Genomic DNA, 13,198 nt, shown 5'->3' on the forward strand with positions numbered 1-13,198 from the left:
TTCTGGTTCACGCTGCCACGGCCTGTTCGCCGCGCACGTCGAGCTTCAACAGCTCGATCGCGTTCGTGCTGCGTATCTTTTCGCGGTCGGAGTCCGACAGGCCGATGCCTGCGGTGAGGTCGCCGTAATCATAGGCCCCGCCGAAATTCGTGCCGTAGACCAGCCGGTCGGTGCCCACGACCTCGACGACGCCGCGCCGCAGGGCCGGATGATGGACGTCGAGGTCGAAGTAGAAATTCGGCATGTATTCGAGCAACGGTCGTTGGTTGCGCGCATCGGGCGCCATTGCACCATTGAGTTCGGACAGGCGCCCCAGCTGGAACACTGCCATGCCGCCGGCATGGGTAATATAGGATTTTAACGTCGGAAATGCATCGAGCGCGCCCCCGCAGATCAGATACCAGAAGAACAGGGTCTCATCAACGCAGTCGCCGACGATCGACGTCGTTTCGAACCGATCCTCGTGGTGTCGGTCGCCCAGGTAGATCGACTGGTTGAAGCCGTGGACCATGATCGGAACGTCGAGCTCAGCAAGCTTCTCCCATACCGGGAACAGCCGTTCGTCGTAGGTCTGGATACCGTCGAAATTGGTGCCACCGACGCACAGGCCCTTGGCGCCGAGGACGCGAACCGCACGATCGATCTCTAGGACCGCGGCCGCAGGATCCGCGAGATTAGCATGCGCCCAGAAATCGAAACGGTCGGGCATCACCCGACAGAAGGCGGACAGTTCGTCGTTACAGATACGGGCATAGTCGTTGCCGAAATCGCCCGCCCAATACATGAACGCGTGCGAGGGAACCGACAGCACCAGCTTGTCGACACCGCGCGCGTCCATAAGCTTGATCCGCGCCGCATGCGTCATGCGCGCCAGCAGGTTCGACTCGGCCTCGGCATCGCTGGCCGCCTTGGTAGGCTGCTTGGTGCCGAGCGAGAAATGCCCGACGGTCAGCCCCTGCATCTTCATGAAGGGCCCCCAGAACGCGTGGCGGTTCAGCATGCCCGGCGAGAGCAGGTGGGCGTGCACGTCGATCAGCATATGCATCCTCATTTATATTATTGTTAGAACCATATTCTCATATTCGAATAGACTTCCGCAAGTGCGTATTGATCGAGGTCGGCAGCCTATCCAGAAAAGGACTAAAAAATGGCTTCAGCAGAAGTGGTGCCGCGTCCGCGCGCCCTGCTTGTTTCAGGCATCGTGTGTACGGCGTTCTCCCTGCGAATGATCTTTACGAGCCTGTCGGTACAGCTGCCCGAGATCATTCAGGCCTTGTCGCTGTCGGTAAGCCAGGTCGCGTTGCTCACTACCCTTCCCGTGCTATGTCTCGGACTGTGTGCGCCGCTAGGGCCAGTCATCGCCCGCCGGTGTGGCACCGAGCGCACACTGTTCGGCGCGATGGTGTTATTCGCCGCCGGTACGGCGCTACGCGCCACCGGGGCGTTCTGGACGATCTTCGTGTTTTCGATCCTCGCCTGCGGGGCAACCGCCACCGCCAACGTCCTGTTGCCGAGTCTGGTCAAGCGGGATTTCGCCGACCGGTCTTCGCTGCTGACAGGATTATACGTCATGGCGATTTCGGGCGGCGCCGCGTTCGCCGCCGCGGCGACCGTACCGTTGGTCGATACCCTTGACGCAGGCTGGCAGTTCGGCCTGGCGATCTGGGCAGTGCCGGGGACGGTGGCGGCGGCCTTATGGGTGCCGCAGCTGATACGACGTGGTGGATCGATCGATCCCGTCCGCGCGGTCGTCGGGCTGTGGCGCGACCCGCTGGCGTGGCAGGTGTCGATGTTCATGGGCCTTCAGTCGGCGCTCGCCTTCTCGGTGCTGAACTGGCTGGCGCCGATGCTACGCGAGCGCGGACTGCGACCGGTTGACGCGGGCTTGGTCCTGTCGATGCTGATCGTCGTGCAGCTGGCCACCTGCCTTACGGTCCCGTCGATCGCGATGCGGAGTCGCAACCAGCGCGCGCTTGCAACGATCCTGGTAGCCGGCGGGGTCTTCGGCCTGCTCGGCCTGATGTTCGCGCCGCTCAGCGGGGTCTGGGTCTGGGCGCTGGTGCAGGGACTGGCTCAAGGCGGGCTGTTCTCGTTGGCGCTGACGATGGTGCTGCTCCGCTCGCCTAACGAGCATGTCGCGGCGCACCTGTCGAGCATGGCGCAGTGCGTCGGCTATGTCCCCGCCGCGCTCGCGCCGCTGTTGATAGGCTTGCTGCACGCCTGGACGGGCGGCTTCGCCGCGACCGGCGTGCTGTTCGGCCTAATCGGACTGGCACTGGCCTGGAGTGGCATGGGCGCCGGCCGCGATACCCTGATCACGGCGCGGGTGGCGGACCCTGGACGATCTGCTTGATCGGCACGCCGGTATCCGCCAGCAGGTCCGCGTCCACCACCCGCTTCTCGCCGACCAGCGTCCGGCCAGCCATGAACTCCTGCGGCATGTTGACCGCTTCGACCGCGAGCACCCGCCCGGTGTCCGATAGGTGAAAGATGGCGAACTTCGCGTCGGGAATCGATCCGCGAACGACCAGCCGGTGCGAATCGAAGGGCACGCCGACGATCTGAAGTTTCAGGTCATATTGCTCCGACCAGAACCACGGGACGTCATGCGGCGGCGGCGCCTTGCCGACGATGTTGGTCGCAGCCCGCCTGCCCTGCTCTACCGCGTTGGGTACGCTTTCCAGCCGGAACATGCGTCCGCCATAGAGCGGCATCGGCCGCCAGGTCATGTCACCGACCGCATAGATGCCGGGAACCGAGGTCCTGGCATCGTCGTCGACCACGACTCCCCCCGCCTCGCAGGTGAGACCCGCGTCGCGCGCCAATTGGTCGCAGATGGTCGCGCCGACGCCGACCAGCGCGGCGTCGCAGGCGATGACATCGCCATCGCCCAGCCGCACCCCAGAGACGCGGTCCTCCGTCCCTTCGAAACCCTCGACCTGCGCGCCGGTGACGATTCGCAGCCCGTTGCCGCGGTGATAGGCGTCGAAAAACATGGCGAGCGGTTCGCACGCGACGCGCGACAGGATACGCGCCTCGCGTTCGAGCAGGACGACCTCGGTCCCGAGCGCCAGCGCCGATGCCGCCGCCTCCAGCCCGATATAGCCGCCACCGACGATCACGAGACGCCGCCCCGGCCCGACCGCGTCGCGGATCATGTCCGCGTCGCGTAGGTCGCGGAGATAATGGATGCCGTCCAGGTCCGCGCCCGGGATCGTCAGCCGGCGCGCGCGCGATCCGGTGGCCAGGATCAGTACGTCATAGGAAAGTGGCGTCCCGTCAGCGAGCGTTACGGTGCGCGTCACCGGATCCAGCGTCCGAGCCTCGCGCCCCAAATGCAATGCAATGCCGTTGTTCGCGTACCATCTTTCGGGACGGAGCTTCAGTGTCTCCATCGCCGCCGTGCCCTTCAGATACGCCTTGGACAAGGGCGGCCGGTGATAGGGCACGATCGGCTCGTCCCCGATCAGGTCGATCGGCCCGAGATGCCCCGCTTGGCGCAACGCCGCGGCGGCGTTCCCGCCGCCATGGCCGGCACCGATGATGACCACGCGGGCCTGAAGAGAATCGCTCATTGCGCCACCTTATGACGTTCGAAAGAGGGGACGTCGCGCATCAATGCTGCTGACCGCTGGCGTAGAGGCGCAGGTGCGGCACATTGGCATGGAGCGGCTGATCGACCATGAAGCGGACGGCGGCGGCCACGTCGGCCGGGGCCAGGGGAGTGAGTCCGGCAGTGGCGGCGGCACGGCGATCGGCGGGCAGATGGTCGAAGATCCCCGTATCGGTGCTGCCCGGCGCGATGATCCCGACCCGGACGCCGCTGCCCGCGAGTTCTATCCGCAGCGCATCGCTGGCGATTTCGAGCGCGCGCTTCAGCCCCCCATACACGCCGGCGGTGGCTGAGCTCAGGTTCGCCCCGATGCTCGACACGTTGACGATATGGCCCTGCCCCTGCGCCTTCATGGCACGCGCGAAGACGTAGCTGGCGCGCACCGGTGCCTCGTAATTCAGCGCGATCATCGGCCCGAGCGTCGCCAGCTCGAAGGTGTCTAGCCCGCCCACGCGGAAGACGCCGGCGTTGTTGACCAGGATGTCCGCCCGGCCGAAGCGCTCGATCACCGCATCGAGCATGGCCTCCGCCGCGTCCGGATGCGCGACGTCCAACGACAGCCCGGACGCCCGCTCGCCGATAGCGGCGCACAGCCCGTTGAGCACGTCGCCGCGGCGCGCGACCAGCAGGACCCGCGCGCCGCCTTCCGCCAGCGCACGCGCGATCGCTTCGCCGATACCGGCTGACGCCCCCGTCACGACCGCCACCTTGCCGTCGAGTATCATACCCATCCTTTCAGAAGCTGTTCGCACCGATCCGAGCGAAATAGTCGCGGATCGGCGCAACGGTCGGCACATGGCTGGAAAAGCCGCCATCGACCGGGATCGTCGTTCCGGTGACGAACGCGGCCTCGTCGGAGGCGAGGAACGCGACGACATCGGCGATATTGCGCGGCTGACCGAGTTCAGGGGTAAGGTGCGCGTCGAGGATGATCTGGCGCAGCTCGCCCTGCACCGAATGCTGCGCGTTCTCGCCGAGGACCAGGCCGATCTGGATCGTGTTCGACCGGACCCCCTGCTTGCCATATTGCGCGGCGATCGACTTGCTCATCAGGGCAATCGCGGCCTTGGACATGCCATAGGCGGTCAGCGTCAGGTCGCCCTGCGCGCCGAACCCCGAACTGGAATGGATCAGCGAGCCGCCGCCGCGTGCGATCATGTGCGGAATGACGTGCTTCGAGCAGAGCAGCGCGCCCCCGGCATTGACCTGCATCGTGCGCAGCCAGGTGGCGTGATCCACGTTGCAGACGTCGCGGTCGCTCGAGCGATGATCGGGCGTCAGGATCGCGGCATTGTTGTGGAGGATGTCGATACCGCCGAACGCCGCGACGACGCGCGCGACCATGTCCCGGACCTGCACCTCGTCCGAGACGTCGACGGCGATCCCGATTGCTTCGGCACCGGTGGCGCGGATCTCGGCGGCGGCATCCTCGGCGCGGGTGGCGTCGAGCTCCGCGATCGCGACGGCCGCGCCGTGGCGGGCCAGCGTGCGCGCGGTCTCGCGGCCCAGTCCCTGCCCCCCCCCGGTGACGATCGCCACTTTGCTGGCAAGCTTACCCGTCATCGCGCTCTCCTGTCCGCAGGGCGTTGGCCGCCCGTTTGATCGTGGATCTTTAGCGGGAACAGCCCCCCTCCTGTCAACGCCGATCAGTTTAGGTATCAGAATGCAATTCCGATATTGAACGAATGCATTCCACTGCTAGAGCGAAAAGAAAAGGAGACGATGCATGGCTTCCCAGACCGTCCAGAGTGCGCGCTACCGCTTGCTCGGCCGCTCGGGCCTGCGCGTCTCCCGGCTGGCGCTGGGGACGATGACGTTCGGCCAGGCGCCCTGGGGGTGCGACGCTGCCGCGGCGGCCGAGATCCTCGACCGCTATCTCGACTGGGGCGGCAATCTGATCGACACCGCGGACCATTATGCCGGCGGCGAAAGCGAGCGGATGCTCGGCACGATGCTGGCCAAGCGCGGCGCGCGCGACAAGGTGGTGATCGCCGACAAGTTCAGCCTGGGCGCCGGCGAGACCGGCCCCAACGCCGTGGGCAACGGGCGCAAGACGATGATGGCGTCGCTTGAGGCGAGCCTGAAGCGGCTCGGGACCGACTTTATCGACCTCTATACGCTGCACGTCTGGGACGGCGTGACGCCCGCCGAAGAGGTGATGCGCGCGCTGGACGACGCGGTGCGCGCGGGCAAGGTCCGCTATGTCGCGCTGTCCGACGTGACGGGCTGGTACGCGGCGCGCGCGCAGACACTGGCCGAATGGCGCGGCTACGCCCCCGTCTGCGCGCTACAGCTGGAATATTCGCTGCTGGAGCGCGGGCTGGAACTGGAGTTTCCCAGCCTGTGCGACTCGGTCGGCATGGGGATGTTGGCATGGGCACCGCTGTGCAACGGACTGCTGGCGGGCAAGCATCGCCGTCCCGAAGACGGCGGGCTGGCGGCGGGGCGCGTCAAGGCGGTGTCCGAATTGGGGCGCTTCGATCGGCTGACCGAGCGCAACTGGACCATCGTCGCCGAGCTGGAGCGCGTCGCCACCGCGCTCGACCGGCCGATGGCGCAGGTGGCGATCAACTGGGTGGCGAACCGGCCAGGCGTCGGCGCCGTGATCCTAGGCGCGACGCGGGCGGCACAAATCTCGGAGACGCTCGGCGCTCTGGATTTCACGATTCCCGACGATCTGCTGGCCGACCTCAACCGCGTGTCGGCTTTGCCGAAGATTTTTCCGTATCGATTTCTGGAGCGGATGCAGCCCATGCTGCAACCCTGACAACTCAATGAGAGGATAGGCCATGAACATCGACTTGAGCGCGAAACGCGTCATCGTCACCGGCGCGTCGCGCGGCATCGGGCGGGGCATCGCCACCGCCTTTGCCAAGGAAGGGTGCCGGCTCGCGATCGGCGCTCGGACGGACAGCGCGATCCAGGCGACCGCAGACGAATTGCGCCCCTTCGCCGGCGACCTGATTGTCCGTCGGCTCGACGTCGCCGACGATGCGTCGGTCGCGGATTTCGTGGCGGAGGTGACCGAGCGTTGGGGAGGCGTCGACGTGCTGGTGAACAACGCGGGCCAGGGGCAGAGCGGCACGCTGGAGAACTTGACCGCCGAGATGCTGCTGGCGCATGCGAACATCCTGCAGATGGGGCATTTCCGGATGGCCCAGGCGGTCGTGCCGCACATGCGCAAGCAGCGCTGGGGCCGGATCATCGACATCAACGCCGTCGCCGGATCGATCCCCACGCCCGACGGCATCCCGTCAGTGATTAATCGCGCGTCGTGCATCGCGCTGTCGAAGCTGCTCGGCCAGGCGCTCGCGCCCGACAATATCCTGGTCAATTCGCTGAACATGGGCTGGATCAACACCGGCCAGTGGGACCGGCATTACCGCGAGATGCCGCCGGGCGTTTCGCGCGATGAATTCGACGAAATGGTCCTGAAGGTGGTGCCACTCGGCCGATTCGGCACGCCCGAGGACGTGGCCGGGGTGGCGCTATTCCTAGCCAGCGACCTGGCGTCGTTCATCAGCGGTGTCGAGATCAACGTCTCCGGCGGCCTTGGCGGCCAGATCACCTATTATCCCAAGTTAAAACGCGAGTTCAACCAGGCCATGCAGGAGCGTTACGATCGGTCGCAGGAAGCAGTGGATATCGATAGCATCGCGTCGTGACCAAGGCCGGTTGCGACGAGGGTGTTCACGCCGTCGTCGCAACCGGAAACCCCAGCCGACCGACCGCGCGGTTCGCGCCAAGCCGACGCTGCGGACCGACAACGTTCTCCAGCACGCCGATGCCGGCGATGCGCGCTTCCAGCCGGTCGCCCGCTTGCAGGAACCGGCCATCCTCCAGGCCGACCCCGCAGGTGGATCCCGTGAAGATCATGTCACCCGGGCGCAGCCGGATGCGCGCGTCGACGAAGTTCAGCACTTCATCCATCGCGAAGATCATGTTCCGGCTGTTGTCGCGCTGACGCAGTTCGCCGTTGATCCGCATCTCCAGATCTACCTCGGGCTGCCCCGGGCCGCCCATCGCATCCAGCGTCGTGATCCAGGGCCCCAGCGGCGCGGTGTCGTCGAGCGCCTTCTGCGTGAACAAGTCGAGCGAGCCTAGCTGCCTGCCCGCATCGCGCGCGCTGATATCGTTGCCGATCGTATAGCCCAGCAGGCAGGCGCTTGCCTGGACCTCGTCATCGAGCGGCCGCGCCACCACCGCGACGAGCTCAATCTCGAAATCCAGCATCGCGGTCACGGCCGGGTAGACGATCGTGCCGCCCGGATCGACGATCGCCGAATCTGGCTTGATATACCCGATCGTATGCGGCGGCGCTTCCGTGCGTCCGAGCCGGGTGAGGTGCTCCAGATAATTCATCCCGACGCCGAAGACGCGGCTGCCGGGATGACGCGGCGCCCGCAGACGGACCGTCGACAGCGGCACCGCCACGTCCGCCCGCAGGACATCCTCGCCATCGGTCGCGACGAGCGGCGCCCAGGCCTCGAACGGCGTCCGAATGCGCCGGGCAGTCTGCTGGTCCGGGTCGATCACCGCCCAGACCAGATCCTCCGCCAGCCCGGCGACCCGCGCGATATGCACCTCAGCCGACCTCGCCGAGCTCGGCGAGCTTTTTCACGCTGGGCCCGAGCACCGGGCCGACCAGCTGATGCCCCCAGCTGCTCAGCTTCTCCGGATTGAGCTCGAACATCTCGGGATGCCAGGGTTCGACCTCGTAGATCGTCTCGACCGCGAAGCCCGACGGGGAATAATGATAGAAGGACAGATGCGGATCCTGGGTATGCTGGCCCAGCGTGAACATCATCGGGATCTGGCGCTCCTTGACGATGTCATAGGTCTTGCCGACGTCGTTCACGGTGTTCACGTATAGCCCGATATGCTGGATCCCGCGCATGCCGGGGCCGTGGCCATAGGCGATGTCGTGGCTGGTCTTGTCGTTGAGCTTGGCACGGAAGAAGCCGGTGCGGCCCTTGCCCGCGCCCGAGCCGTACCACGAGAACCCCATGATCTTGGTGAGAAAATGCTCGAGCTCATCGGTATATTCCGGGGTGATCACGACCAGATGGCAGATGCCGCGCTCCGCCGTGTTGAATCCGGCGTGGGGTCGCGGGGGAAGGAAGGAGCCGGGCGTGTATTTCTGCCCGTAGAAGAGTTCGTGCTGGAACCCGACCGGATCCTTGAACCGGATGAGTTCGCGCACGCCGCGCCGCGCCGCCAGAGCCGCATCGCCGCGCTCGACCGCGATGCCTTCGGCCTCGAACTTGGCGATCGCCGCCAGGTACTCCATGCGCCCTCGCGCTTCCCAGCCGATATAGGCGAGCCGATCAATCGGGCCGGGATGGAAGGCAAGACGGTGCCGTCGGTCGTCCAGTTTGAAATACAGCGATTCAGTATCGTCCTCGGGTGATGCGGCCGTCGAAAACGCCAGCACGTCCGGCCCGTAATCGCGCCACTGCGCGATCGTGGCGCTTTCGAAACCAAGATAGCTGATACCGACGATATCCATGTCGTAATCTCCTGTTGGCGAGCGCCATAGCGCTTGCAGATTTAAACCGCACGACTTCCACCATCGACGAGAATGTCCGTACCGGTCAGAAACGACGCCTCGTCGGAGGCGAGGAACAAGGCGGTCGCGACGATCTCTTCGGGCTCCCCCGGCCGGCCGAGCGGGATCCGCGCGGTCAGCTTCGCCCGGATGTCCGGATTTTCGAGGAACGCCGCCGTCCCCGGCGTGCGTACGAAACCGGGGCTGAGGCTTACCGCGCGAATGCCGTCCGGCGCACCTTCGACGGCGAGCTGCCGGGTCATCGCGATCACCGCGCCCTTGGTGGCGTTGTGCGCCAGCGTCCCGGCGCCGGGCGAGCCCGCCCAGCCCGCGGTCGAGCCGACGTTGATCACCACCCCGCCGGGCCGCGACAGGTGCGGCCAGGCGGCGCGCGAAACGAAGAACACCAGATCAAGCTCGTTGCGCAGCGTGAAATGCCAGTCGTCGTCGGTCATCGCGGCGATCGGCGCGAAGCGCGCGGCCGAGGCGTTGTTATAAAGGATGTCGATACGGCCGTGTTCGGCGACCGCGTCGCGGACCCACGCCGTGGCTGTCGCCGACGTGGCCAGATCGACCGCGCCGCGCGTGCCGTGCATCGCGCCGCCGGCCTGCTGCACCAGTGCGATCGTTTCGTCCTGGCCGTCGGCCGTGACGTCGCAACCGATGACGATCGCGCCTTCCGCGGCGAACCGCAGCGCGGCGATGCGGCCCTGACCGCCGCCCGTGCCGGTGATCAGGGCGACCTTGCCCGCAAGCCTTCCCGTGGTGGTCGTCATTCGAATGCCTCCCTGCCGCGCTGGGCGATGCCCAGCCGGCCGGGATCCTGCGGTCGCGCCGCGGCCGCGCGGTCATGCTTGTCGAGCTGAACCCGGATGTCGGCGCAGCGCGCTGCAGTCAGCGGATATCGCCAACAAAGCAACGCGCCCAGCAGTCCTGTGAGCGCGGGCGTTCCCGCGAAGAGCCATTGCAGCGCCGACAGCGCCGCGGGCGCGTTGGCCGCACCGATCTTCGGATCGTAGCCAATCAGGTCGAGCGCGATAAAGCCGATCCCGACAGACACCGCGCCGCCCAGCTTCCAGCTGCTGATGAGCAAGGCGTAGAGCACCCCGGTGCGATCGGCACCCGACGAGAGCCGCAGCTCGTCGCCCGCATCCGCCATCATCGCCCGCGGCAGGAACGTGACGCCGCCATAAAATATGCCCCAGATCGCCATCACAATCGCCGCCGGGACCAGCGCGCGCGCCGGCACCAGGAACATCACCGGGCAGATGAGCAGCGTGCCAAGCCCGCACAGGCCGAGCGTGACGTGCTTGCCGATCCGCGCGGCGAGCGCACCCATCAGCGGTACCGCCAGCACACCCGCCGCCATCTGGGCGATCAGCAACACACCCAGAACGCTGCGGTCGAAGCCCTTGGCCGCGGTGAAGAAGAAGACAAGGAGCGAGGACGCGACGCCGAACCCGATGCCGAACAGCAGATCCGCGATCACGAGGCGCGCGACCGCGGGGCGAGCGACGAGCGCGATATAGCCGCGAAGGCCGATCGCATGGCGCTCTCGCGTCACGGCGCGTTCGGGCACCGCGAACGCCGCAAACAAGGTTGCGGGTACCGCGACTCCGATGATCAGCCAGCCCATGCCGCGCAACGCCGTTGCGGCGTCGTTCGCCCGTGCACCCATCAGCAGCGGCAGCAGCATGACAAGACAAATACCGCCTAGGAACGCCGCTTGAATCCACGCATAGATACGCGCGCGCTCGGCATACCCCCGAACCAAACCTGCCGCGAGCGACAGCTGGGCCAGCGACAGGATCGACCAGCCGAGATAGGCAAGCGCCAGTCCGACGACCAGATCGGCCGAACCGGCCCCTGCGCGCGGCATGAACAGCAGGACCGTACCGATGATGAACGGCACGAGCCCCGTGACCAGCCACGGCCGGAACTTGCCCCACCGCGTTTCGGTGGCGTCCATCAGGAAGCCGAGCGCCGGATCGATCACGATGTCGAACACGCGCACCGTCATGAAGATCGCGCCGACCAGCGCGAGATTGAGGCCTAGTGCGTTGCCGAAGAACTCGGGTACGTTGACGACCAGCGGCAGCGTCAGCATCGCCATCGGTATGCTCGCGCCCGCGATCGCGACCTTGGCAAGGGCGGACACCGAGCGCTCGGGAAACGAAGCGTTAGGATCTTGGCTATCGGTCACGCGGCATCCTCATATTGGTCGGGGACGTTTTCGCCCTCGCGACAGGTAGTCAGCTCGCAATCGGCTCGAGGGTCAATGCAAGTTGCGGACAAGCCTCGGCGGCTTCACGGGCCCGGTCGACCAGATCGGCCGCGACGATATCATCGTCGAGATAGACGATGCCCGCCTCGTCGAGCTTGAAGACCTCAGGACAGATTTCGGCGCAGACGCCATAGCCGCAGCACGCGCCGCGATCCGCCACTGCCCGCATTCCCACGCTCGCCCCATCGCCAGAATTCATCGGTTCATCCGCTCCTTGCCCGACGGCGCGCACGAAGATGATCCTCCGCGGCGCTCGACGCCTCGTTCGACACATTGTTGCATCTTCTGAACAGAGATGGCATATCTGTATTGAAATTACCAGCCGCCGAGCGAGCGGTTCTTTCGGAGGATGCAATTATGCTGACACGCACTAGCGCTACGCTTTCCGACGGTACTCGAATCGAGGATATCGTCCGGCCCGACACCCGCGAAGTCGAGCTCCGGGCTTTGTCGGACAAGGAAATCTACGAGCTCGAAATGGAGCGAATCTCCGGCAAGACCTGGCTGCTGCTGGGCCATGCGAGCGAGATTCCGAATTCCGGCGACTACATGATGCGCGACATGGGCAGCGACTCGGTGATCGTGACGCGCGATCGGGAAGGCGAGGTCCACGTTTCGCTCAACGTCTGCCCGCATCGCGGCATGCGCGTCTGCCTAGCAGATCGTGGCAATACCCAGGTACACAAATGTATTTATCATGGATGGGCGTTCAAACCGAACGGCGACTTCATCGGTGCGCCGATCGCTGACGAGAAGATGCACGGCGAAATTTTGCCCAAAAGCGAGCTCGGCCTAAAGAAGGCCCGGGTACATCTGTATGCCGGGCTGATCTTCGCGACGTGGAACATCGACGGACCTTCGTTCGACGAATTCCTCGGCGACATGAAATGGTATTACGACATGATCTTCCAGCGCACGGCAGGCGGCTGGGAAGTGATCGGTCCGCCACAGCGCTTCATCGTCGACGCGAACTGGAAGGCGGCGGGCGAGCAGTCCGCGGCCGACGGCTATCACACCCTGACGCTGCACCGCTGGCTCGAGGAGATGTTCGGCAACGGCGGGAGCGAACTCAGCAGCACCATGTACGGCGTCGAAGTGGGATCGAACCACGGCCACGCGTTGCGGTGTCAGTCGCTGTCGAAGAAGTTCGAACGCGCGCGCGATTTCGATTTAGGCACCCTATCGGTAGAGGAGCGCTGGAACATATTGCCCGCGCCGGGCTGCACTCCCGAGATGTTCGCCGAGGTGCAAAAGCAGCTAACGCCCGAGCAGCTGGAACAGCTGATGACCAACCCACCGCAGGTCGGCGGAATGTTCCCGAATGTCCTCCTGGCGTGCATCTATGCGCCGCAGCCCGACGGCCGGATTCTCGGGTCGATGGCGCTCCACACGTACATCCCCCGCGGGCCCGACCAGCTGGAATTCGTCAACTGGGTGTTTGCTGAAAAAGGCACGTCGGAAGAAGACAAGGCCATCATGCTGAAGAACACGGTATTTATGCTGGGTACGTCGGGCCTGGTCGAACAGGACGATTCGGACACCTGGCCGCACATGACGATCAGCGCGCGCGGCGCTCAGGGCCGTAAGATGACGATGAAATACCAAGCCATCAACAAGCTGCCGCCGCCCGCCAACTGGCGGGGTCCAGCCTATGCCTATGACGGTTTCACCAAGGACGACACCCAGTGGAACTGGTGGATGTACTGGCGCGAGCTGATGAGCACGCCCGCTTGAGATATTCGACGGTCCATCC

13 protein-coding genes are annotated in these 13,198 nt (G+C 65.5%); 4 read left to right on the top strand and 9 right to left on the bottom strand.

What is annotated here, in order from left to right; all coding sequences use genetic code 11:
* Positions 1–7: 7 nt before the first annotated feature.
* Complete coding sequence (locus AC1MLZ_RS24255; protein ID WP_480962467.1) at positions 8–1,039, bottom strand: amidohydrolase family protein; 1,032 nt, start codon at positions 1,037–1,039, stop codon at positions 8–10.
* 108 nt (positions 1,040–1,147) lie between these two features.
* On the opposite strand from AC1MLZ_RS24255, the gene AC1MLZ_RS24260 reads away from it, so the two are divergent.
* Positions 1,148–2,353, top strand: a complete 1,206-nt coding sequence (locus AC1MLZ_RS24260) for a CynX/NimT family MFS transporter (RefSeq protein WP_480962384.1) — start codon at positions 1,148–1,150, stop codon at positions 2,351–2,353.
* On the opposite strand, the gene AC1MLZ_RS24265 is transcribed toward AC1MLZ_RS24260, so the two are convergent.
* Genes AC1MLZ_RS24265 through AC1MLZ_RS24275 form a run of 3 tightly spaced genes read right to left on the bottom strand, consistent with a single transcriptional unit; the run spans position 2,316 to position 5,176 of the window.
* Positions 2,316–3,575: an NAD(P)/FAD-dependent oxidoreductase gene (locus AC1MLZ_RS24265; protein ID WP_480962385.1), complete on the bottom strand. Its 1,260-nt coding sequence runs from the start codon at positions 3,573–3,575 to the stop codon at positions 2,316–2,318. The two genes, AC1MLZ_RS24260 and AC1MLZ_RS24265, sit on opposite strands and share 38 nt — an antisense overlap.
* 40 nt (positions 3,576–3,615) lie before the next feature.
* Entirely contained in the window at positions 3,616–4,344 is a 729-nt protein-coding gene (locus tag AC1MLZ_RS24270; RefSeq protein ID WP_480962386.1) for an SDR family oxidoreductase, read from the bottom strand.
* 4 nt (positions 4,345–4,348) lie between these two features.
* Positions 4,349–5,176 (bottom strand): SDR family NAD(P)-dependent oxidoreductase, encoded by an 828-nt coding sequence (locus tag AC1MLZ_RS24275; protein ID WP_480962387.1) that lies wholly within the window; start codon positions 5,174–5,176, stop codon positions 4,349–4,351.
* 163 nt (positions 5,177–5,339) lie between these two features.
* Here AC1MLZ_RS24275 and AC1MLZ_RS24280 point away from each other — a divergent pair, with 163 nt between their 5' ends.
* The gene (locus AC1MLZ_RS24280) at positions 5,340–6,380 is read left to right on the top strand and encodes an aldo/keto reductase (RefSeq protein WP_480962388.1); all 1,041 of its coding nucleotides are present in this window, start codon (positions 5,340–5,342) and stop codon (positions 6,378–6,380) included.
* Positions 6,381–6,402: 22 nt separating this feature from the next.
* Positions 6,403–7,278: an SDR family oxidoreductase gene (locus AC1MLZ_RS24285; protein ID WP_480962389.1), complete on the top strand. Its 876-nt coding sequence runs from the start codon at positions 6,403–6,405 to the stop codon at positions 7,276–7,278.
* Between the two features lie 25 nt (positions 7,279–7,303).
* On the opposite strand, the gene AC1MLZ_RS24290 is transcribed toward AC1MLZ_RS24285, so the two are convergent.
* The 5 genes from AC1MLZ_RS24290 to AC1MLZ_RS24310 are packed head-to-tail and all read right to left on the bottom strand — an operon-like array spanning position 7,304 to position 11,677.
* The gene (locus AC1MLZ_RS24290; protein ID WP_480962390.1) at positions 7,304–8,197 is read right to left on the bottom strand and encodes a fumarylacetoacetate hydrolase family protein; all 894 of its coding nucleotides are present in this window, start codon (positions 8,195–8,197) and stop codon (positions 7,304–7,306) included.
* A gap of 1 nt (position 8,198) precedes the next feature.
* Positions 8,199–9,122: a VOC family protein gene (locus tag AC1MLZ_RS24295; RefSeq protein ID WP_480962391.1), complete on the bottom strand. Its 924-nt coding sequence runs from the start codon at positions 9,120–9,122 to the stop codon at positions 8,199–8,201.
* A gap of 41 nt (positions 9,123–9,163) precedes the next feature.
* A complete protein-coding gene (locus tag AC1MLZ_RS24300; RefSeq protein WP_480962392.1) occupies positions 9,164–9,937 on the bottom strand; it encodes an SDR family NAD(P)-dependent oxidoreductase in 774 nt (257 codons plus the stop codon).
* Positions 9,934–11,364 carry an MFS transporter gene (locus tag AC1MLZ_RS24305; protein ID WP_480962393.1) on the bottom strand — a complete coding sequence of 477 codons (1,431 nt, stop codon included), beginning with the start codon at positions 11,362–11,364 and terminating at the stop codon, positions 9,934–9,936. Before AC1MLZ_RS24305 ends, AC1MLZ_RS24300 begins: the two co-directional genes overlap by 4 nt.
* Positions 11,365–11,413: 49 nt before the next feature.
* A complete protein-coding gene (locus AC1MLZ_RS24310; RefSeq protein ID WP_480962394.1) occupies positions 11,414–11,677 on the bottom strand; it encodes a ferredoxin in 264 nt (87 codons plus the stop codon).
* 125 nt (positions 11,678–11,802) lie between these two features.
* Between AC1MLZ_RS24310 and AC1MLZ_RS24315 the strand changes: the two genes are divergently transcribed.
* Complete coding sequence (locus AC1MLZ_RS24315) at positions 11,803–13,179, top strand: aromatic ring-hydroxylating dioxygenase subunit alpha (RefSeq protein WP_480962468.1); 1,377 nt, start codon at positions 11,803–11,805, stop codon at positions 13,177–13,179.
* Positions 13,180–13,198: the final 19 nt, after the last annotated feature.

The sequence above is a fragment of the Sphingomonas sp. PEI4 genome, from assembly GCF_056679955.1.